30 protein-coding genes and 1 tRNA gene are annotated in these 20,974 nt (G+C 39.2%); 18 read left to right on the top strand and 13 right to left on the bottom strand.

What is annotated here, in order from left to right:
- The first annotated feature begins 62 nt into the window (after positions 1 to 62).
- The 14 genes from infA (at position 63) to tadA (ending at position 10,199) form a co-directional block, all read left to right on the top strand.
- The gene (infA, locus tag H6799_03860) at positions 63 to 284 is read left to right on the top strand and encodes a translation initiation factor IF-1 (GenBank protein USN97469.1); all 222 of its coding nucleotides are present in this window, start codon (positions 63 to 65) and stop codon (positions 282 to 284) included.
- A 34-nt stretch (positions 285 to 318) separates the two neighbouring features.
- A complete protein-coding gene (gene rpmJ, locus H6799_03855) occupies positions 319 to 435 on the top strand; it encodes a 50S ribosomal protein L36 (GenBank protein ID USN97468.1) in 117 nt (38 codons plus the stop codon).
- Positions 436 to 460: 25 nt separating this feature from the next.
- On the top strand, positions 461 to 832 hold the full coding sequence (rpsM, locus tag H6799_03850) for a 30S ribosomal protein S13 (protein USN97467.1): 372 nt from the start codon (positions 461 to 463) through the stop codon (positions 830 to 832).
- Positions 833 to 860: 28 nt separating this feature from the next.
- Positions 861 to 1,259: a 30S ribosomal protein S11 gene (rpsK, locus tag H6799_03845; GenBank protein ID USN97466.1), complete on the top strand. Its 399-nt coding sequence runs from the start codon at positions 861 to 863 to the stop codon at positions 1,257 to 1,259.
- A 23-nt stretch (positions 1,260 to 1,282) separates the two neighbouring features.
- On the top strand, positions 1,283 to 1,894 hold the full coding sequence (gene rpsD, locus H6799_03840; GenBank protein ID USN97465.1) for a 30S ribosomal protein S4: 612 nt from the start codon (positions 1,283 to 1,285) through the stop codon (positions 1,892 to 1,894).
- Between the two features lie 63 nt (positions 1,895 to 1,957).
- Positions 1,958 to 2,893, top strand: coding sequence for a DNA-directed RNA polymerase subunit alpha (locus tag H6799_03835; GenBank protein ID USN97464.1), 936 nt, complete (start codon positions 1,958 to 1,960; stop codon positions 2,891 to 2,893).
- A 40-nt stretch (positions 2,894 to 2,933) separates the two neighbouring features.
- Positions 2,934 to 3,404, top strand: a complete 471-nt coding sequence (gene rplQ / locus H6799_03830; protein ID USN97463.1) for a 50S ribosomal protein L17 — start codon at positions 2,934 to 2,936, stop codon at positions 3,402 to 3,404.
- 41 nt (positions 3,405 to 3,445) lie between these two features.
- Positions 3,446 to 3,877 carry a 50S ribosomal protein L13 gene (rplM, locus tag H6799_03825; protein USN97858.1) on the top strand — a complete coding sequence of 144 codons (432 nt, stop codon included), beginning with the start codon at positions 3,446 to 3,448 and terminating at the stop codon, positions 3,875 to 3,877.
- A 24-nt stretch (positions 3,878 to 3,901) separates the two neighbouring features.
- The gene (rpsI, locus tag H6799_03820) at positions 3,902 to 4,306 is read left to right on the top strand and encodes a 30S ribosomal protein S9 (GenBank protein USN97462.1); all 405 of its coding nucleotides are present in this window, start codon (positions 3,902 to 3,904) and stop codon (positions 4,304 to 4,306) included.
- Between the two features lie 62 nt (positions 4,307 to 4,368).
- Positions 4,369 to 4,644 carry a hypothetical protein gene (locus H6799_03815; GenBank protein USN97461.1) on the top strand — a complete coding sequence of 92 codons (276 nt, stop codon included), beginning with the start codon at positions 4,369 to 4,371 and terminating at the stop codon, positions 4,642 to 4,644.
- A 224-nt stretch (positions 4,645 to 4,868) separates the two neighbouring features.
- Positions 4,869 to 6,383, top strand: coding sequence for a ribonuclease Y (rny, locus tag H6799_03810; protein USN97460.1), 1,515 nt, complete (start codon positions 4,869 to 4,871; stop codon positions 6,381 to 6,383).
- A 2-nt stretch (positions 6,384 to 6,385) separates the two neighbouring features.
- Positions 6,386 to 6,934, top strand: coding sequence for a hypothetical protein (locus H6799_03805; GenBank protein USN97459.1), 549 nt, complete (start codon positions 6,386 to 6,388; stop codon positions 6,932 to 6,934).
- Positions 6,935 to 7,068: 134 nt separating this feature from the next.
- Positions 7,069 to 8,487 (top strand): hypothetical protein, encoded by a 1,419-nt coding sequence (locus H6799_03800; protein ID USN97458.1) that lies wholly within the window; start codon positions 7,069 to 7,071, stop codon positions 8,485 to 8,487.
- A gap of 68 nt (positions 8,488 to 8,555) precedes the next feature.
- Positions 8,556 to 10,199 (top strand): Flp pilus assembly complex ATPase component TadA, encoded by a 1,644-nt coding sequence (gene tadA, locus H6799_03795; protein USN97457.1) that lies wholly within the window; start codon positions 8,556 to 8,558, stop codon positions 10,197 to 10,199.
- Positions 10,200 to 10,254: 55 nt separating this feature from the next.
- Here the strand turns inward: tadA and gap are convergent, their stop codons facing one another.
- From gap to rplS, 4 genes are all read right to left on the bottom strand, one after another.
- Positions 10,255 to 11,265 (bottom strand): type I glyceraldehyde-3-phosphate dehydrogenase, encoded by a 1,011-nt coding sequence (gene gap / locus H6799_03790; GenBank protein USN97456.1) that lies wholly within the window; start codon positions 11,263 to 11,265, stop codon positions 10,255 to 10,257.
- 87 nt (positions 11,266 to 11,352) lie between these two features.
- Positions 11,353 to 11,754 (bottom strand): hypothetical protein, encoded by a 402-nt coding sequence (locus H6799_03785; protein USN97455.1) that lies wholly within the window; start codon positions 11,752 to 11,754, stop codon positions 11,353 to 11,355.
- A gap of 45 nt (positions 11,755 to 11,799) precedes the next feature.
- Entirely contained in the window at positions 11,800 to 12,330 is a 531-nt protein-coding gene (locus H6799_03780) for an inorganic diphosphatase (GenBank protein USN97857.1), read from the bottom strand.
- Between the two features lies 1 nt (position 12,331).
- Positions 12,332 to 12,757: a 50S ribosomal protein L19 gene (gene rplS / locus H6799_03775; GenBank protein ID USN97454.1), complete on the bottom strand. Its 426-nt coding sequence runs from the start codon at positions 12,755 to 12,757 to the stop codon at positions 12,332 to 12,334.
- Between the two features lie 175 nt (positions 12,758 to 12,932).
- Between rplS and H6799_03770 the strand changes: the two genes are divergently transcribed.
- On the top strand, positions 12,933 to 14,195 hold the full coding sequence (locus H6799_03770) for a hypothetical protein (protein USN97453.1): 1,263 nt from the start codon (positions 12,933 to 12,935) through the stop codon (positions 14,193 to 14,195).
- A gap of 29 nt (positions 14,196 to 14,224) precedes the next feature.
- On the opposite strand, the gene rpmG is transcribed toward H6799_03770, so the two are convergent.
- The 7 genes from rpmG to H6799_03735 form a co-directional block, all read right to left on the bottom strand.
- Positions 14,225 to 14,437, bottom strand: coding sequence for a 50S ribosomal protein L33 (gene rpmG, locus H6799_03765; GenBank protein USN97452.1), 213 nt, complete (start codon positions 14,435 to 14,437; stop codon positions 14,225 to 14,227).
- Positions 14,438 to 14,518: 81 nt separating this feature from the next.
- A tRNA-Thr gene (locus H6799_03760) sits at positions 14,519 to 14,593 on the bottom strand.
- Between the two features lie 46 nt (positions 14,594 to 14,639).
- Complete coding sequence (locus tag H6799_03755; protein ID USN97451.1) at positions 14,640 to 15,056, bottom strand: NUDIX domain-containing protein; 417 nt, start codon at positions 15,054 to 15,056, stop codon at positions 14,640 to 14,642.
- A gap of 12 nt (positions 15,057 to 15,068) precedes the next feature.
- Complete coding sequence (locus tag H6799_03750; protein ID USN97450.1) at positions 15,069 to 15,251, bottom strand: hypothetical protein; 183 nt, start codon at positions 15,249 to 15,251, stop codon at positions 15,069 to 15,071.
- A gap of 28 nt (positions 15,252 to 15,279) precedes the next feature.
- Positions 15,280 to 15,882 (bottom strand): DUF4389 domain-containing protein, encoded by a 603-nt coding sequence (locus H6799_03745; protein USN97856.1) that lies wholly within the window; start codon positions 15,880 to 15,882, stop codon positions 15,280 to 15,282.
- Positions 15,883 to 15,981: 99 nt separating this feature from the next.
- A complete protein-coding gene (locus H6799_03740; protein USN97449.1) occupies positions 15,982 to 16,362 on the bottom strand; it encodes a DUF1428 domain-containing protein in 381 nt (126 codons plus the stop codon).
- A 208-nt stretch (positions 16,363 to 16,570) separates the two neighbouring features.
- Complete coding sequence (locus H6799_03735) at positions 16,571 to 17,305, bottom strand: hypothetical protein (protein USN97448.1); 735 nt, start codon at positions 17,303 to 17,305, stop codon at positions 16,571 to 16,573.
- A 219-nt stretch (positions 17,306 to 17,524) separates the two neighbouring features.
- Here H6799_03735 and H6799_03730 point away from each other — a divergent pair, with 219 nt between their 5' ends.
- Positions 17,525 to 18,031, top strand: coding sequence for a GrpB family protein (locus tag H6799_03730; protein ID USN97447.1), 507 nt, complete (start codon positions 17,525 to 17,527; stop codon positions 18,029 to 18,031).
- On the opposite strand, the gene H6799_03725 is transcribed toward H6799_03730, so the two are convergent.
- Entirely contained in the window at positions 18,028 to 18,744 is a 717-nt protein-coding gene (locus tag H6799_03725) for a hypothetical protein (protein ID USN97446.1), read from the bottom strand. The two genes, H6799_03730 and H6799_03725, sit on opposite strands and share 4 nt — an antisense overlap.
- Positions 18,745 to 18,843: 99 nt before the next feature.
- Between H6799_03725 and H6799_03720 the strand changes: the two genes are divergently transcribed.
- Positions 18,844 to 19,401 carry a GNAT family N-acetyltransferase gene (locus H6799_03720; protein ID USN97445.1) on the top strand — a complete coding sequence of 186 codons (558 nt, stop codon included), beginning with the start codon at positions 18,844 to 18,846 and terminating at the stop codon, positions 19,399 to 19,401.
- Positions 19,402 to 19,868: 467 nt separating this feature from the next.
- Here H6799_03720 and H6799_03715 read toward each other — a convergent pair whose 3' ends face one another.
- Positions 19,869 to 20,078 carry a hypothetical protein gene (locus H6799_03715; GenBank protein USN97444.1) on the bottom strand — a complete coding sequence of 70 codons (210 nt, stop codon included), beginning with the start codon at positions 20,076 to 20,078 and terminating at the stop codon, positions 19,869 to 19,871.
- A 392-nt stretch (positions 20,079 to 20,470) separates the two neighbouring features.
- Here H6799_03715 and H6799_03710 point away from each other — a divergent pair, with 392 nt between their 5' ends.
- On the top strand, positions 20,471 to 20,914 hold the full coding sequence (locus H6799_03710; protein ID USN97443.1) for a hypothetical protein: 444 nt from the start codon (positions 20,471 to 20,473) through the stop codon (positions 20,912 to 20,914).
- Positions 20,915 to 20,974: the final 60 nt, after the last annotated feature.

Raw genomic sequence — 20,974 nt, 5'->3', positions numbered from 1 at the left:
ACAGGGTTAAGGACTTACAAATTTGTTCAAAGTAGTATATAATTCATCTGTAGTTTAAATAAATGTCTAGCAGTAAACAAGTAATCCAGGTCAAGGGTGTTATAGAGGAGGCTCTCCCTGGCATTAAGTTTAGAGTTAGACTTGAAAACGATCTAACCATTGTAGCTCAAATTTCCGGAAAAATGCGCAAAGGTCGTATTAGACTGGTACGAGGAGATGAGGTTAGTGTAGAGCTTAGCCCTTACGATCTAACTAAGGGGCGCATAGTCTACAGAAAAAACTAAGAGTAAATATAAATTAATACAAGTAATTTATCCCATGAAGGTTAGAACCGGAGTCAAAAAGATCTGCGCAAACTGCCAAATTATCCGACGTAATGGTAAAGTTGCCGTTATTTGCTCGAGTAAAAAGAAACACAAGCAAATCCAAGGTTAATTAAATAATTAGATTTTATTAAAATATGGCAAGAATCGAAGGAGTAGCAATACCAGACAATAAAAAAATTCTTTACAGTCTAACTTATGTGCACGGAATTGGGTTGACTAGTTCTAGAAAGATTTTAGAAGCAGCTGGAGTTGACCCTGAAGTAAGAGTTAAAGATATCGATGAAGCAAGTCTTAATAAAGTCCGAGATGTCATTAGTCAAGCCTATGTAACTGAAGGTGAACTTAAAAGAATGGTTGCTGCGAACATTAAACGCCTAAAAGATATTGGTGCTTACCGTGGCCAAAGACATAAGTTAGGACTCCCATCAAAAGGCCAAAGGACTAGAACTAATGCTAGAACTCGTCGTGGCAAAAGACTCGCAGTAGGTGGAGCTCAAAAGAAATAGTTAAATAAATAATTAGATAAATAGATTTATGGCAACTCCAGCAGCTACAACAACAAAAAAGAAGAAATCCAAAAGGACCGTCTCAAAAGGCGTTCTTTGTGTAAAAGCAACTTATAATAATACTATTGTTACTGTCACTGATGAGGCCGGGAATGTGTTAACTTCTGCAAGCGCTGGATCCTGTGGATTTAGAGGAGCTCGTAAAAATACAGCTTATGCTGCTCAAGTTGCGGCAGAAAAAGCACTAAATGGAGCATCACAAACTTTTGGACTTAAATCAGTTGTCGCTAAAGTCTCTGGAGTAGGTCAAGGTCGAGATTCTGCACTCCGAGCTGCTATGGGAGCAGGTATTGATATTGTCTCAATCAGTGATGTAACTGCTCTCAGATTCGGCGGTTGCCGTCCTCGAAAGGCTCCGGTAAAGTAGTAAAGATTTTTATAAAATAGATTATGGCAAGAGATAATACACCAGTCGGAAAACAAAGTCGTCGCGAAGGAGTCGCCCTTCATCCAAAAGCTCATAAGCTATTGGTAAAGAAACCTTATGTTCCAGGCCAACACGGGAGAAATAGTCGCGCAAGACTTAGTGAATACGGAACTCAGCTACGTGAGAAACAAAAGATCCGAAGAACTTACGGACTACTTGAAAAACAATTTAGAAATATAATTACTGAAGCTCAAAAATCAAAAGGACAAACTGGTGAATCAATTTTAAAGCTTTTAGAGCTCCGAGCTGACAACATAGTGTATCGAGCTGGGTTTGCTAACTCTCGCCGATCTGCTCGACAATTAGTGAACCACGGACACTTTTTATTAGATGGAAAAAAAGTAGATATCCCATCAATCAGACTAAAAGAAGGACAAGTATTAGAAGTATCAACTAAAGCCAAATCTAACTCTTATTTCAAAGAACTCCTCAACAATCCTACTGCGGGCTCTCCACCAAAGTGGCTCAAAGTAGATGCTAAGGGGCTGAAGATCTCGGTCTTAGCAATGCCATCGAGAGATGACGTAACCGAAGACTTTAACGAGCAGGCAGTGGTGGAGTTCTACTCACGTTAAGTTTAAGGTCAAGTTAAGATTAAGAAAAAGAGCAGATAGCAAAAGGAAGTTAAAAAATAATATATGAGCAAATTAATCATTCCAGCAGTAAAAAGCATTAAATCAGAAAACAAAAATTCATCAACTATTACTATTGCTCCTTTGCAAGGTGGATACGGTAGAACTTTAGCTAATAGCATCAGAAGAGTTCTTCTTTCATCAATTCCTGGCGCTGGTGCAACAGGATTTAGAATCGAAGGAGTTAGTAACGAGTTTAGTACTATCGATGGAGTACTAGAAGATGTCGTTGAGATTACTCTTGCTCTAAAGCAACTACGTGTAGCAGTAACATCTGATGAGCCAATAATTCTAGCTCTTAATAAAAAAGGTAAGGGAGAAGTTTCTGCTGCTGACTTTGCCAAGGTTGCCGGAGTCGAGATTGTAAATCCAGAATTAGTTATCTGTAATCTAACTGACAGCAAATCTACAATTTCTCTAGAGCTACAAGTTGAACAGGGAGCTGACTACATTAGAGCTTCTGAACAAAAAAATCTACCTGCAAACATGATTCCTTTAGATACTGTCTTTAGCCCAGTTTCTCGTGTTAGATACACAGTTCGCGACACTCGTGAAGGTCAAAATACTGATCTAGATGAAGTCAGTATTGTTATCGATACAGACGGAAGTGTGTCTGCTGAAACAGCCTTTGAGTCAGCTTGCGGAATTCTAATGCAACAGTACCAAATTCTAGCAGGTAAGTCTGCTGATGCTTTTGACCTCAGTGAGCAGATTAAAGAGGACACTCTATCTCCTGCTAGCGACGAAGAAAACGAGCACTTAACAAAGAGTATCGAAGATATCGATCTAAAGGCTCGTACTATGAAAGCTCTACAAGATGCCGGTGTACAAACTGTTGCTGATCTGTTACAATATAGCGATAGCGATCTATTAGCTCTTAGCGGGTTCGGAAAAGGCGCTCTAGACGAAGTAAAAGAAGTCTTAAGCGGACTAGGATTCTAATTCTCAAAAAATAGTAACTAAAAATAATAATTAAGTAGATATGGCCAACGCATTCAAAGGAAGAAAATTTGGTAGAAAGCGCGATCAGCGTGCCGCTCTTCTTGCTGGCCTTTCTACTCAGCTTATTCTTAACCACTCTATTAAGACTACTCTTGGCAAGGCTAAAGAGCTCCGACCTCATGTCGAAAAGCTAGTAACTCTTGCTAAAAAGAATACTCTTGCCTCTCGTCGTTTAGTTATCTCCCGTTTAGATAACAATGTTGAGGCAGCTCACTACTTAGTTGATGTAATCGTTCCTTCAGTCTCAGAAAGAAACAGCGGTTACTTAAGAATCACTAGAGAAGAAAACAGAAGAGGCGACAATGCCGAGATGGCCAGAATCAGTTTTGCAGATGAGATTAAAGAAGTCGTAACTCCAACTCCAGCTAAAAAAGAAGTCAAAAAGCCTGCAGTTGCAGCAAAGACTTCATCTAAAAAAGCCCCATCTAAAAAGAAAGTGAGTACTAAGTAAATATTATGGCAGCTCAAGTACAAAAAAAGCAGAAAAGATCAATTAAGACTTTTGTCCAAAATCCTAATGACGTCACAAGAGATTGGTATATCGTTGATGCATCAGAAATTAGCCTTGGACGTTTAGCTACAATAGTTGCCAAAACCTTAAGTGGTAAAAATAAAGTAACATACACTCCTCATGTTGATGGTGGTGACAACGTAGTAGTAATAAATGCGAGAAATTTAAAAGTTACTGGAGCAAAGCTGAACAATAAACGATATTATAATTATTCTGGATATCCAGGAGGTCTTCGCGAGCAAACTCTTGCTCAGGTTCTAGAAAAAGATCCATCTAAGGCTATCCAAAACGCCGTTTATGGCATGCTTCCTAAAAATAAATTAAGGCCAGCTATGATGCAAAGACTTCGCATTTACCCAGGTATGGAGCACAAACAAGAGGCTCAAAAACCAACTAAACTAAAGTTAAAATAAAGCAGGATAGGGTAAAATAATCATATGGCAACAGCAAAACAATATTATTACGGACTAGGTAGGCGCAAAAGCTCAACTGCTACTTCTCGTCTTTATGCTAAAGGTAAAGGAGATATGACAGTAAATGGTCAACCCGCTCTTGAGTATTTTGACGGTAATGAATATATTTTCTCTCGTCTTCAAAAACCATTTGCTACTATCTCTGCCGAGGGTCAATTCGATGTTACTATTTTAACTAAAGGTGGCGGTCATAGTTCACAAGCTGATGCAATCATCTTAGCTGTTTCTAGATCTTTAGCTGAGTTTAATGAAGATTACCGATCAACTCTTAAGCGCTCTGGTCTTGTTAAGCGTGATCCTCGTGAAAAAGAGCGTAAGAAGCCGGGTCTTAAAAGAGCTCGCCGAGCAGAGCAGTTCTCTAAGCGTTAAGATCTTATCTATGCCCTACTTGTAGTATCGCTGGAAAAGAATGTCCGGTTAAATGGGGCTTAATGTCTTTAAGGAACGGTATCCCTGTTGAAGAAGTTGAGCAATCAGAGAGAGGTAGACAGTTTGCTTCGGATCCAGAGTTACGCAGGAGACTGGCTGATTTAGTTGAGCACCTTATAAATATAGGCGATTGCATCAAAGGTCCAGATATCGATCCTGCCGGAGAGGATGCGCACCATGTTCTGTGTCAGCACGAACTCTTGAGCGAGATAACAGACGTTACAGATACCGCGTTTGACATCTTGATAGCTATCACAGAGAATCCTACCGAGGCATAGTAGGGTCTAGCTGTGTTAAAATAGTAGTATTAAGGTGTATTTATACTCCTTGAAGCGAAAAGATTAACTTTCGTGATCTGATACATATCCACCCAGTTATCCTGAAATTCCACATCCTATAATTTACATTCAACAAAACTCCTGATATTCTACAAATTCCCATTTCTGTTTTAGATCCGATCCTAAATCTCCCGATGAAAGGGGAGTCTAAACCATACAAACAAATGGAACCAATAACATTATTACTCGCAGTTGCTGGAGCATCTTTTGGCTATGCGGGTTCTCAGTATTTAACAAAACAAAGAGCCTCTAGCGCAGATAAAAAAGCTTTAGAAAAACTCGACCAAGCAGAAAAAGAAGCTGAAGAATTAAAGCTTCAAGCAGAAAAAGAAGCTGTCAAAGTAAAAGAACAAGCCCAAAAAGAAGTTCAAGAAAATCAGAAGGAGCTTAAAGATTTACAGAAGAGACTGCAAGAGCGCGAGAGTTCTTTAGATAAAAAACTCGAAGATCTTGATAAAAGAAATCAGGACTTAAGAAAGTCCGAAGAAGACTTGGTAGTTCTAAAAGAGGAGATTAAACAAATTAGAGTTCGCCAGCAAGAAAAGCTGGAGGGAATCGCTAAGCTTAGTAAAAAAGAGGCCGAATCTCAGCTCTTCCAAATGGTAGAAAAAGATATCTCAGCAGACCTTGTGAACTTAATATCTAAACTCCAAAAAGAAGCTGTACTGACTGCTGAAGGTAGGGCTCAAGAATCTATCTTGGCTGCCATGGAGCGCATAGCTGGTGATGTCACGGCAGAAAGAACCGTGACGACAATAAAGATTGATGATGACCAAGTTAAGGGCAGAATCATTGGAAAAGAGGGTAGAAACATCCAGGCTCTTCAAAAAGCTACTGGAGTAGATATTCTCATGGATGAATCTCCCGGCTATATTGTTCTCTCTTCATTTGATCCAATTAGACGTCAGGTTGCCAGAGTGGCTCTAGAAAACTTAATTAAAGATGGACGCATTCAACCAGCTAAGATTGAAGAGGCAGTACAAAAGGCCGAGAAGAATATTAATAAGGATATTATGCTCGCAGCAGAGGATGCTTGTAGAGAAGTTGGTTTGGCAGGTTTACCTCCAGAGATTATGAAGCATCTTGGAGAACTTAAGTTTAGAACCTCATACGGACAAAACGTCCTTAAGCACTCAACCGAAATGGCACATATTGCCTCTATCATCGCAGAAGAAGTAGGCGCAGATGTCCGCATTACAAAAACTGCTGCTTTACTCCACGATTTAGGTAAAGCATTATCACACAAGATTGAAGGGAAGCACCATCATATTTCTGGAGAACTTTTGCGTAAGTTCGGGATGGGAGAGGAAATTGCCCATGCGGCCGAGGCTCATCACGAAGATATCGATGCAACAACTCCAGAGGCTATGGTCGTAAGAGTGGTAGACTCACTATCTGCTGCCCGTCCTGGAGCTCGCAATATCTCTGCTGAGAACTTCTCCCAAAGAATGAAAGAACTCGAAAACATTGCCAACGGTTTTAAAGGTGTAGATAAAGCCTACGCGATAACTGCAGGACGCGAAGTTAGAGTAATTGTAGAAAGCAAAATTGTTGATGACTTAACTGCAATCAAGCTCGCTAAAGAGATAGCTAATAAAATTGAAAGCACTATGAGTTACCCTGGTACAATTAAGGTAAATGTAGTCCGCGAAACTCGCGCAGTAGAATACGCTAAGTAAACATGTCAAAAGAAAAGATCGTATACGAAGGTAAGACTTTCTGGATAGTCCAGACGCTAAGCCCAGATGGGACTGAGACTTGGGAGACTGCTCGTCGGACTCCTGGCGTTAGGCTAATTATTAAAAATCCAGACGGCACCTATAAGCTTAGTAGAGAATTCCGCCATGAACATCAAAGCGAAGGCTACAGACTCCCCGGCGGGAAAGTATTCAGAACTCTAAAAGAGTATTCTCTATTCTTAGAGTCTGGCAATAGCTTAGAGGATGAAATTAAACGGTCAGTTATCCAAGAGGCAGAAGAAGAGTTGGGGGTTTTGAACCCTAAACAAACTAAGTTGATAGAAAAAGCCGTACTTGGCGCTACTGTAGAGTGGGACTTATATGTCTTTGAGGTGTCAGATTTTCAAGTTGGTAAGCAGAATTTGCATGGTTCAGAGATTGTAAAGCCAGTAGATTTAACTAAAGAGCAAATTCTAGAAGCTATTGATACCGGAGAGTTCAACGAAGATAGAATAGTCCCCGTACTTATGCGCTATCTCAAAAACAACTAGTTGGTAGCTCAGTTTTTTGCTAGGTTATTGTCTAATTTTGAACCTATATGTATAATCCTTGATTAAACAGATAGTCATGTAGGATTTATCCTAGCTTCGAACTACTTAAACCATTTAACAAGTTCGGAGCTTTTATGTTTGCTTACAAAAGATTATCAAATCTTACCAAAAGATTACTTTTTTTAAGTTTTTCTCTACTGCTAGTCAGTTCATCATTCCAGAAAACTACTAATGCAACCAGCGCTTATAATCAATATAACGGTCGTTTTGTGTGGTATAGTGCAGATATAAATGACCCTGAGTCAGATCTTTGGACCTCAAACTTTGACGGGACAAACCCAAGAAAGCTTACTGATGATGATCGACACGATGGTAACCCCCAATGGCATCCAAGTGGAACAAAAGTGATCTTTGATAGCCCAAGCCCAGATCAAGCCGGTAACAGCACCGCTCACTCACTTTACACAACAAACAGTGATGGAACAGGTAGACAGCTGCTTATGGACAATACGAGTAGCGCACTCGGTACAAGCATCTGTACGGATAACGACAACAGATGTCCTTTATTTGACGCGTCGTTTAGCCCTGACGGAACAAAAGTAGCATTTCTTATGCTAGATGGAGATGTAGGGTCAGAAATTGTTACTGCTGATTATAATTTAGCCAATAATCAGGTTAGTAACTTAAGTATTCTGGCACTAGCTGGTAGCGGAGAACCATACTGGAACCACGATAGTACAAAGATAGTATTTACTGATGGCGGTACAAGTGGAAGCGGAGATAGTGTAGTTAAAGTTTATGAGGTAACTAGCAAGCAACTCATCTGGCAGTCCCCTCAAAGTAATTTTGGTGCATCTCCCCAATTTGGACCCCACCCAGACAAGGACTTAGTTGCTGTAAGCGCGGGTAGTGGAGCAGTTCTATTTATTTTTGATATATCTCAACCAGCCCCTACACAGATGCCAGCCCCCTTTAAAAGCTTCACCACTACTAACCCATCATGGACGTGGTCGCCAAACGGTAAGAAATTAGCAGTTGGGAACAGCTCTGGAAATGAAATAACTATTATTGATTACGAAACTAAAGAAACTAACGTCTTTAAGATTGAAGGATATCCAGCAAAATCAATAGCAGAGCTAGACTGGACTTTTGGTACAGCCGAAGAAGTTAACCTTCCAGATGTCTACGTTGAGTGCCATACTAAGGTTGGGCAACCCTGTACAATCAATAATATTCCAGAGATGTGCAAGAGTAAGCTATTAACTAACCCAGTAAGGGGTACATCAACTCTTGATGAAGCTGGTAAAAGAATTGTCTATACCCCCACGCAAAATAGTGATAAAGAAGAGAACTATGTCTTCTTAAGAGAAGATGACCTAGGTAATAGTGCTAAATGTTTTGTAAAGATAACTTTTGATAAGCCAACAGTCGGCATACCTGCAACTGGAGTTACGGCCGGGTTTATTACCCTGCTAGTTGCCGGAGGCATATTCTCTACATTCTACCTAATAAAATCTAGAAGGCGTTCTAGCCACAATACGGGTGACAAATAAACTACTGTTGCAACTACCGAAGCTTGTTTTAGTGCTATAATTAAAGCTTAAGCTTTAATATCTAAATTATGAATCCTTTGGGTGGGGCATCAATAGTAGGCAATCAACAAAGAGACGAACAGCGTTTCCGCGAGGGTGACGAGGCTGCCACTAAGCGCCGTGCGAGTCTTCTTGGCTATCAGTATCTAGATACTCGTGGCTATAAACTGCCTAATGGTCCATCCAAAGACATCCTAACAGTGTCAGAGATGTATAAAGACTATATCACTATTCTTTCTGGTGATGTAGGCACATATACTTTTGCTATTACTAATCGAACTCCTCAGAGTGTTATTAGTACTTTGAAGAGTCGTTTTCAAGATCACCGTATTGTAATTAATATGATTTCAGAATCTGGTTGGCGAGAGCTAATGCAGGTTTATGATCCACCAAAAGTTATTAATTACGAAGACATTGATATTAGTAACTACGGTTCTAGTGATAATATGATGCAGGTCTCTAAAACCCTGCAAGAAGTTAATAGTGATGATCTTCTAAGCTACATAATTAACCAAGCCTATAAGCTCTCAGCGTCTGATATCCACTTCGAAAATGCTCGAGATTTTGTAAGAGTACGATTCCGTATTGATGGCATGCTGCATGTTATCGCAGTATTAACCCACCAAAAGTACTATCATGTGCAACAGAGTATTGCAGTTAGGGCAGGCATCTCTTCAAGCTCAAACGATGCTCAAACTAGTCACCTTTCAGAGAGAGTCACTTCTCCAGAAGGTCAAGAAGACATTCTAAACATGCGTATAGAAACGGTTCCTACTGTTTATGGCCAGGATGCAGTCCTGCGTCTTTTTAACTTTGATGTCGACTTACTCGACCTGGATAAGCTTGGTCTCGACTCAAGGGAGCGTGCACCAATTGATAACGTTATATCTCACCCTCACGGAATGGTCCTAGTAGTAGGCCCAACTGGGTCTGGTAAGACAACCACGCTGTACTCTGTGTTGATGAGGCTTAATACTCCAGAGAAGAAATTAATGACCCTGGAAGACCCTGTCGAATACGGCCTAGATGGGATGAGTCAAATCCCGGTAGACACAAGAAGTGGTGATAGCTTTGCCAGTAAGCTTAGGGCAGTCTTACGCCTTGACCCTGATGTCATTATGGTCGGTGAGATCCGTGACGAGGACACTGCCCATACTGCCCTACAAGCATCCATCACTGGGCATCTAGTATTATCAACTTTCCACGCTTCCTCAGCTTCAGCTGCTATGAGCAGAATGCTAGGTCTTGTGGGAAGAAACCCTATATTTGCTTCTGCAGTAAAGCTAATAATTTCTCAGCGCTTAGTAAGAAGTTTGGATCCCGCTACTCGCACTCCTTATCAGCCAGAGCCTAATATAATAAAACACTTCCAAGAGCATTTAAAAGATTTGCCAGCAGACATTAAGCCAGCTCAAGATCTTAATAACTTTCAATTGTATAAACCAGGTAAATCAGAAGAAAATCCTTTTGGCTATAAAGGCAGGACCTCGATCATAGAGGAGCTAACTATCGGTGACGAAATAAGAGCTTTGTTAAACGAAGAAGTATTACCAACATCCCAGCAGCTTGAAGATGCCGCGAAGAGGCAAGGGATGATAACCATGTATCAAGCTGGACTCTTAAAATGCCTTGCCGGCGAGACAACTATTGAAGAGATTAATAGAGTAATTTAATTGTTGTATTAAATTACTCTATTATGATTATTATACTTAGCTAGATATTGTTAGTCTAAAGATTATTAGCATCAACACATATCTCAACTAATCTATTACTGTAGCCCCACTCGTTGTCGTACCAAGCAACAACTTTAACCAGGTCTCCATCAACTACGTCAGTAAGGGGTAGGTCGACAATGGCTGAATGGCTATTCCCAATAAAATCACTAGAAACTAGCTCCTCATCTGTAGTTGTAACAATTCCTTGCCATCTAGCTTGACTAGCCGCTTTTATAAGTGTCTCGTTAACTTCTTCTTTAGTAACTTTCTTTTTAGTAATTAAAGTTAAGTCAATTAAACTTACTACTGGATTCGGAACTCTGATGCTTAAGCCATTAAATAATCCATTAGTCTCTGGCATTGCGGCCCCGACTGCTTTTGATGCTCCAGTAGAAGTCGGAACAATATTTTCACTAGCAGCTCTTGATTCTCTTAAATCTTTTTTAGCACCATCTTGTAGACTCTGCGAGTTGGTATAACTATGAACAGTAGTCATCATTGACTTCTTAACTCCAAAAGCATCTTCTAAAATCTTTAAGACGGGAGCGACGCAGTTAGTAGTGCAGCTGCCATTTGAGATAACCACATCATCTTTTCTAAGATCACCATCGTTAACTCCTAGTATGACAGTCTTAGCTCCCTCACCTTTGCAGGGAGCAGAAATAATAACTTTTTTGGCCCCAGCTTTTAAATGAGATTTTGCTTTTTTGGGCTCTGTAAAAAAGCCAGTGCTTTCTATAACGATATCAACTTCAAGCTTCTTCCAAGGTAAATTATTAGGGTCTTTTTCGCTATAAACCGGAATCTTTAAACCATCTACAATAATCTCTTTTTCGCCAGCTTCAATAGTTTTGTACCAACTATAGTTATGATAAGTCGAGTCGTGCTTTAGCAAATGAGCTAGAGCATTAGGATCTCCAAGATCATTAATAGCAACTATCTCAATATCGCTCCTTCGATGAGCAATTTTAAAAGCCGTTCTACCAATTCGGCCAAATCCGTTAATAGCAATTCGAGTCTTCATCTATTCCCACCAATCAGATAAATCTTATACACCCTTAAGTATAACGCTTAAGCTGATAAGTTATCAAGCGAGAGATTAATAAAGGTACTAGAGGTATGGTCTATGATCAGATAGCTTTAAGTTAGTATTTTTATCTTTAATATCTACTGGTTGTTCTGATGCTGTGAGGCCGAGAGGGCATCCTATTTCCATATTTGGCTGAAACTTAAGCTGTGACATACTTACTGAATGGCCACAACCTTCTGCAATACAACTATTAGGGGTAAGTGAGTTAACTCCATTGTTTCTTATACTTAGTGCTAAACATTTAGTTGCTGCGTGCTCTAATCTTTCTCTATGGTACTGTGACACAGCTTCTTCATAATCCCAACTAGTAGCGAATTCCCCTTTTTTTGGGACAGGTCTACTTATAATAGCGTGTTCATTATCTCCTATATCTTGTACTACACCAGGTGCCTTTATGTATGGATAGAATTCTTGGTTACTCATAATACTATTATTATATCATATTAGTATTATATTATGCAAGTAGAGTTACTTATTGTTCCAGCGTTCGATGCTCTCAGCAATTATTTTTTTTGCTTCTTCAGCATCTCCGTAACCTAAAACTTTTGTTGTACCTGGTTTCTTTAGGTCTTTATAGTGGTTAAAATGGAATTCAACCTCCTTCTTCCATTGTTCACCAAGATCATCAAGAGATTCTAACCTCTTATTCTCAGTTCTATCATCACTTGCTACACAAATAATCTTGTAGTCCATCTCTCCATCGTCTTCGAAGTTAAGTACTCCTAGAATCTTAACTTCCATAACAGCACCAGTTGGGACAGGTTCTACTGTGACAACTAAAGTATCAAGGGCATCTCCGTCCTCATCAAGGGTCTTTGGGATAAAACCATAGTTGGCTGGTTTAGGAAAAATACTCGGCTCAACTCTATCCACAAAGAAGCACCCTCTCTCAGCTTCGTACTCAAGCTTTAAAACACTACCTTTAGGAATCTCGATAACAGTATTAACGATACCATTTTGATAATCTCCAGTTTCTAAAATATCGTGGAAATTCATTATTTTAGTTCACTTCCTCTTTTGGCTCCTCAACTTTTTCTACTGGCTTCTCTGGCAGAGTATTTACAGCGGTGTGATCGAACTTAGTGGCGCTCTTGAGACGAGTATTCTTACCAGCGCGCTCACGCATATAAGTTAGGTAGTTTCTTCTAACTTTTTGACGTCTAACAACCTCTACTTTTTCTACACTAGGAGCATTTAGCATAAAGCCTTTTTCGACCCAGACTCCACTAGCGAGTTTTCTTACTAGAATTGAGTTTGCAATTCCATTCTTGTTTCTAACTCGAATAACTAGACCTTCAAAAACCTGGACACGCTCTTTTGAGCCTTCTTTAATCCTTTGGCTGACCCTAACAACGTCACCAGTTCTAACATCCACAACAGCATGTTTTTTAAATTTATTGGCAACTTCTAATACTTTTTGGTTCATCTTCTTAACTCTTCTTTTTTATATAAGATATTTATTTTTTTATTATCCTTTAGCAAGCTCAGGACTTTTAAAAAACTTTGTTTCTTGATTATACCAATAATCTCTACCCTGTTGCAACCCATGGGTGACAAGTATTAAACTATATAGTAATAACGTGGAGAAAAAATCTATTTTGGTGGGCAAAAAAAATAATACAAATCAGTCTGAAACTTCTTTAGGATCTAAAAGAGTAGTATCTTCTGATCCTATTGAAGCTCTAATATTAAACTTAATTAGTACATCCCAAAAAGCTGATGCCTCTTCTATTCATATCTATTCAAACAATAAATCATACGGCTGCTTTTTTGAGATATCCAGTAAGCTACAACCAACAGGCAAAAACTTTAATAATAATATTCTAGAAGAATTACTAGATTTTATTAAAACCTCATCTAATCTAGAAAAATCAGACTTAAACCCAGTCCAAACTGCTAGTTTAAGTATTGATAGTCAAAAATTAAATTTAACTTACATTCAAAACATTGAAGACGGTAATTCCCATTTAATTATCAACTTAAGCTCTAACTCATCTCATAAAACCCTAGAGGATAGCGGTTTTTGGGGTAAATCATTAGAAGATCTTGAAGAAGTACTAGATTATAGAAAAGGAATTATTTTAATAGACTCAAAAGATTCGTATAATCTTAGAGTTTTAATAAACTCATGTCTAAACTATTTAAAACAACAAAACAATATCGCATCAGTAAGTTTTGATTCTAGTTATATGAATCTACCCGAGGTTAAAAATCACGATAGAATATTTACAAAAGTTAGTTCTTTAACTAAAAAGTTTATAGAGCAAGTAATAACTTCTAACCCTCGGGTAGTTTGCTTAGTCGATGTACTCACAAAAGATACTCTAGAAATTGCACATGAGCTTTCTGTATCTGGAAAATTAGTAGTTATAGCTATGTCAGAGGGATCAGTCGCTGGATCTCTAAAAAGAGTAATAAACTTAATTCCTGAAGATGTAAAAAATGAATTTTTACTTGAGTTAAAAACGGTAGCATCTATTTCACCAATCCAGACAATTGCCAGCTCAAATGGGAATCATCAGCTAGACAATAGTATAATCTCTCAATTAGAAAACTTTTTTGGCTTAGAATTACCAGAGTCTTGGAAGATAATATACTCACATGCTGGTATCAAAAGTCCAGAAGAGTTATTACATCTAGAACTCCCAGTAGTATCAGAATATGGCGGAGTGACGAATTTAGTTGAAGTACTTAAACTAAACGATTACCTCAAAAGAACTTTTGCCAGAAACACTAATCTCTCAGCTGAGACATTAAATCGTCTTGCTCTACAGTCCGGAATGATGAGCAAAAGAGAAGATGGGCTAATAAAAGCACTCAGAAAAGAAGTTGATCTATCTGACGTAATCGATATTTGTAAGTAAAAACTCTCTAGCTAGAGAGTCTTTACTTATTATCGCTTAGGAGCTTCGTTACGACCTAAGTTCTTTTTGGTCTCTAAGTACCAGGTCATTTTTCTAAGAACGGGGTTATATTTACGTAGCCTAAGTTTTTCAGTTACATTCGGTCCTTTAGTAGTGTAGTAATGTCGGTGTCCGCTTTCTTCACAGACTAAACCAACAATCTTTCTTTTACTAGACTTCTTACCTTTACTCTTCTTTGCCATCTTTAATAATTTTTTAAGCTTTAATACTCTATTATAACAGATCAGAAGCCCATTTTCTACTACTTCTATAAAAATTCAAATTGGAGCCGCCTACGAGGATTGAACTCGTGACCTCATCCTTACCATGGATGCGCTCTACCACTGAGCTAAGGCGGCAAATAAGGGGCTATTTTTAGCTGATTATAACAAAAATGATAGCTTATTATTTAATGATTAGTTTGACTGCAGATGAAATATGACCAGAGAACTTAGTTTCAGGCAGCTCCTCAAGATTAAAATATCTAGCTTCTGCCACCTCTTCTGTCTGTATTATTGAACTCTCATCAACTTCGTTAATTAAAAAAATATGTCTGATATTTTCACTGTCTGGAATATTAGCAGATACGTAGTTAACAATCATTTCTCGAGTGGGTTTAAATCCAAGCTCCTCTTCAATCTCTCTTTCAAAAGCTTCAAATATTGTCTCAGCCTCATGTATTTTTCCACCTGGGAGCTTCCAGTTGATATCATCAACTTCTTGCACTAACAAAACCTCACTTGAGTTATTCCTTAAAGAAACAACTCTTACAACGTCAAGTTCAGGAGTATTAACTATCTTGTTCAATTCGTGAGAATTCATAAATGCTATGCTTTAAACTTTCCCATAAAATAGCTCTAAGAACTTAAACACAACATAGGCCGGCCAAACTAGTGCCTTAAATATGCCCGAAATTACATCACCAAAACTTGTTGCTGCTTGCATAAAATAAACAAGAGCACCGATTACACCTAGTCCGTAAACTGCTCCACTAGAGCCACTACTTGCTTTTGCCATAATTAAAGTATAATCCTTTTTATTTTAGTTATTTCAAACTGAATGGAGGATACTCGTCAGTTGTTAATAAAAAGGCATAGGCATTTACGCGCATTATCCACCGTCCTACCCCCACTACATAATCAAATAAACCCCTAGGGTATCTACCGGTAAATAGTATTACAAACCAGGCAATTAAGGTTGAGAAGAATACACCGATTAATAAAAATATTAAAACTACGTAATGCGGAATAGCCAATAACCACTTAACTAAGGGTAACCAGCGATTTAATTCTTTTTCAACATTAGGATAGTCTACATCTAAATATACTGACTGGTTTTCATCTGTAGAGGGATACTTATCTGTAAGTAAAAGCAAATAAGCGCCAACTCTTGCCATAAACCTATTTAGCTCCAGTGCAAAGTTATACCACCACTTAGGGTATTTCTGTCGAAAGACTATCATAAGAGCGGTTGCGGCCGATAACCCCCCAGCAATACTACCCCCACTAGTGGTCATTTGCTTACCTGCCTCATTTACAAAGACTTCTCTGCCTGAAGAAGTTAAAATAGATAAAAGGATTAAAATTGGTACACTCCACAATATTCTAAAGAAGGTTGTAAATCTATCTAATTGAACTGGATAGTCAATATTAAACTTAACAGGATATTTTTTCGCTTTTCATAAATCATCTCCTTTAACATGTATTCTTATGAACTTATCATACACTTAGATTGTTATTTATAACGCCTACCCTTCAACTGCACTCTCAAATCCACCATAGGCCATTTTACTCATCTCAAAAGGGCTTACAAAATCACTCTTAACTTTGTAGGCTTCATCCATCTCGGCCAATACTTTTTTATTTATCTCATCTCTTTGTGCCTTTGATTCAAAAACGATAAAAGAAAACCATACGTCATCATCGTCTCCAGCTCCTGCCATTTCTTTAAAAGAGCGTGATTTTTCTGTACCCATCTCTTGCTGTCCCAAATCATCGCCAATACACTCAAAATAGTGGAGAGCCCCATGCTTCATCCAAGATTCTCGACCTTCCTCTGCCATCTTCTTATACTCTTTTCTTTTATCTTTAGGGACAACTAATACGAAACCATCAACATACTTAGACATAAAAACCTTTCTAGCTTAATAACCTAACTAGAGTTAATACTAACAGAAAAGTAATAGAAGTCGTTTAACAGTATTCGATACAATATCTATAACTCTACAAAATATACTTAAACTTGTTGTATGGGTTATTCAAGGTGGTAGTTTTATAGTGCCAAATTCAAAAAGCAAATATACAATTATCCAGAATATTATCTATTAAGATGCTTGCTTAAGCAGGCTGAGGGACTTCACTGTGGTTGGGAAATTTAACGGTAATCAAGTTGCCGGCAGTAACCGCGCATTCTTCTGCGGCCACGAACTTAAATTCTTCTGCTTCTGCGTCAAACCACACATCTACCCTTAAGCCTTTACTCATTAGACTCAGAGTGCCGCCAAGTCCCTGTACTGCCGTGGTCACTGCATGCACGACCATAGGTCCACTATAGTCGGGAGCTACTTCCCGGTCTCTCCTACCTATCGGTTCACCGAGTATTCTGTACCTATCTGTAGATAAAGCTTCGATCATGGCTTGCGGATCATCATACTTTTCGCCATCTTCCCAAACGGCAGCCTCTAAATGTCCCGCTTCCTCTTGGTCTAGTACTATGCGCACTGCAGTAACTGCAGTTCTTGCAGAACGATCAATCCCCGCTCTAAGAATTAGCTCGCTGAATATAGAAGAACTTAGTCTCATTGCGTGTGGTCCTAGGTAGCTTGAGACCACGCCTTTGAAATGTTCGCTATCAGTAAAGTCTCTATTGCTCTGTCTCATTGCAAGCTGCACGTCAGAGAGATCGTAGCCCATAGGCATAAAATGCCTAGCTTCAATAATTCCCTCTCTGCCATGTGGGTGGTTTGTAATTCTGACCAGCTTATCTCCATCAACCTCATCAAGCAAAGGGAATCCAACTGATCTTAGATCCGCTACTGCTGCTTCAGGTACTTCTGCTCTTCCGCTCATCATAAGTTGATAATACCACTAAGGCGGTAAAAAAACACCTCGGAAGGCGTTTATATATTATGCAATAAATTGGTGCAATACTACTCATTATTTTTACACGAGATCAGAGAAGAAATGGCTTTATGGAGAATACTCCTAGCTGTACCCTACAGGGAGTACTTAATTAATAAGGGGAGTGTAGAGACTTACATACATAACAGATCCCTATGCTAAGATTTAGTTATGTTAACCAAACCACAAGCTAACTATTTAAAGACTATCCCAGAAGACAGGTTGGTCCATATCAAACCTTATACTGAAGAGTTACAAAGAGTAGCAGATCAGATAATCTCTGCCATCAAAGCCATCTCCGAAGATATAGACATAAGGCTAATGGGGGCTACTGGACTTGGTATATCTGGTCAGGGTGACTTAGACATGTATATGCTCCATCCTAAAGAAGACTTCAATATGTATCTAGATAGACTGATAGAGTTATTTGGAGAACCAACCCATAAACACGAAGATAACGTTGAGTGGATGTTTGAAAGAGAGGGTGTTGAGGTAGAGCTTTATCTAACTGACCCTTCTACTCCTTCCATGGCTGAGCAGATAAGAGTATTCGAACTGCTCAAGAATAATAGTGAATTAAAAGATGAATACGAAAAGCTAAAGTCAGATGCAAACGGCAAGCCTTTCAGGGAATACCAAGCCGCTAAGTATGAGTTTTATAACAAGATATTAGCCTAAACCTTAGGCTCGAACTTGTTCCTACTCCAGTTCCATAATGCTGGGTGAACCCGAGAAGGATTAATCGCCGTATCTTTTAACAATTCTTTCCAGGTAGCCTCAACCTGTTTAGAGTTCGCGCCTGGCGCAACTATCCCTAGAACGACACTTCCCTGCAAAACGTGCGTGTCTGGGATTATCGATATCTCTTGTGGGCTAGAAAGCTCTACATCTGTATATTGGGATAATATATACGGCCAATAGTTTGAAAGTTTTGGTCCACTCAAGTACGGAAAGCGCTTCTTATGAGTAACTTGTAATAGTTCGATTAGCTTACCAGCATCTCCTTCTGCTTCCTTTAGTATGTCTCGTGGATCATCATTGTAATGTTCATGAAGTGTTCGAGCGATAGTGGTCCATATTAGGACGTGTTTATTGGGCTGCAACCCCAGACGATGCTTCAAAAGGTCATCTCTTACTTTTTCAATTGGCGTGACAGCTAACTTCTCAGGAAAGAATAAGTATCTAGTGGACTCATCTTCCCAAGTCTTTAAGGCTGCTGCCCACATGGCTGGTGAATTACGTTGAAAGTTTATGCAAACCGGTAACGTAAAATACAAATAATTTTCTCGGCTATCGATTGGTACATCAGGATGGACTTCATGTTGAGACAATACTGGGATAGCTCCACCTTCATAGTATTCTAGGAGTTTCTTTACTTTAGTAAGCGACATATAAGGATTATCATAACAGACCCCTGTGTTAATATCTTATTAATAATAACCCTAAATTCCATCTTTGAAGATCCTTCACAAGTAAACTACGAAGTAGAATTGATCGATGGTCCAGCATTGGCAGTAAGACCCTTGGTCAATGAAGATATTGAGATGCTAGGAGAGTTCTTAGCCAACCTTTCTAGTGATACTAGAGAATTCAGTACTTTTGATACTTATGACGAAGTGATGGCAAAGGAGCTGTGCGATGCCATAAATAAATATGACAAACTAAGACTAGTGGTAGAATCGGACCAAGAGACCGTAGGACTTCTTGAGTTTAGTTTTGGTCTTCCAGGAGGAGATTTAACACGATTTAAAGAAGCTGGGTACGAGTTAACCGAAGAAAGAGATTGTAGGTTTGGTATAACTCTTTCTGATAAGTATCAGGACCTTGGTCTAGGAGGAAAGTTAATGCCAATCATCAAAGACGTTGCTAAAAAGTTTGGCAAGGAAAGAATTATTCTCTGGGGAGGAGTATTCGAAAGTAACAAAAGGGCAGTTCACTACTATGAGAAGCATGGCTTCAAGCGGGTTACTACTAGCTCGGATGATGACGGCAAAGTAAGAGTAGATATTGATCCTGAATATAAAAAAAGACCCCTGGGCCTCAGATAAATAAGCATAAGCAGACTGGTGTAACTCTACAGAATGTACTTAAACTTTTTGTGTGGGTGATTGAGGGCGGTAGTTTTACGATACACGACATCGGAAAGAGCCGAGTAGATATAAACAAGGTTATCTACTAGCTAAATGTTGCTGGACCTAACGCATCCGTGTAAAGCCATTTTCATCAACCCAGAGCTTAGCCCTGCCTCACGAACTTCCACCGTGGTACTCACCATGACCTATTCAACGAATACAGCTGAGGCAGCTGTCATGCCTGTACCACAAGCAGTGTTTCACCATCCTCGTTCCATGTTCTGGATGATATTGTTCTGGTCAACACTTGGACAAAACTCAACATTCGTCTTATTTGGGAAGTTATCTACTTCAACCTTAGGTCGAAGTTGTAACTAGCGCTGACTCTAAGTCATCCACAAACGTCACCGCATGTGGGTTGCCAACATTTGCAGTGAAACTTCTCACACGTGGATATTTATCGGCTTATCAGAAACTGCTACTTTGCCAGCCTGCGCCTCGACCAGATTCTTCGTCGCTATCATCGCAGCGAACCTCAATTGTCCCGCATCAGTCTGAACAACAAAACTAGCTTTATTAACAAGTCCTTCAGGCCCTGGCAAACTTTGCAAGACACCGTAGCCCATTGCCGCACATCTCGGCTGGCGAACCATCAGTATTCAGTATTGCGTTCTCACAGCACTAGAATTGATTGTGTTGCGACAAGAAGACCGTCAGCAGGCTTTTCACCGTAACCACGACAGAGGTTGATAAACCTCCTGTTCTGTAGGCGAAAGTGGCCCAGAACCACCACAAATGTGTTTCCCAGTCCTTCCATTTTGCCAGCTCTGTTTTCACTCCTCAATAGCAGAAAATCCACCCGAAAAAGGTGCAAGTTTATACTGTTATGCAATAAATTGGTGCAGGATAGTTGACGTATTTCAAACATCTGCAATTGAACAATTTGATAATCAAAAGTTAATAAATCTGGCGAAGGTGTTTAATCTATCTGCTGATTTGATCTAAATCGTTGCTGCCCTAAGACGAGGAGGATATAATAACACTCATGAGTACGGTTCAGAACAATGAAGAAGCTATTCAACTTTTTCACGATATGGAATTATTAGGTGGTACAGAAGAGCCTAACGGTTTTGACAGAAGCGCTGCTGTAGCGAAGTTCAAGTTGTACGTGAAAGATCTAGAGGAAAAGACAGGGCAAGAGTTTAATACCGATACTGGAGGAGAAGTACAGGATGCCAGTTTCCATTCACAGGTATATTTTTATAACCCATACGCATGGTTGAAGTTTAGCAGCTACGGAAATATGGTATGTCTTTTTGAGACTGAAGATGGATTAGATAAGTCACTGCGCTCCATAATTTTAGAGCTTCTAGACGAACATGGTTATAAATATGTGCCGCAAGAATATGTTGAGCTAGAGTATGATGGTGACAATCCAGGTGTGAGTGGATTTAGAGATTGGTCATATAGATTTTTTGACTGGATTTAAGGACTTAGATTTACTTCAAACAAAAAGAGACCGTTTGGTCTCTAATGTTTGAAAATCTAT

The sequence above is a fragment of the Candidatus Nomurabacteria bacterium genome (assembly GCA_023898665.1).
Lineage (GTDB): Bacteria > Patescibacteriota > Saccharimonadia > Saccharimonadales > HK-STAS-PATE-42 > HK-STAS-PATE-42.
Note: the sequence above shows the minus strand (reverse complement) of the source record. Positions and strands in the feature narration are given on the sequence as shown.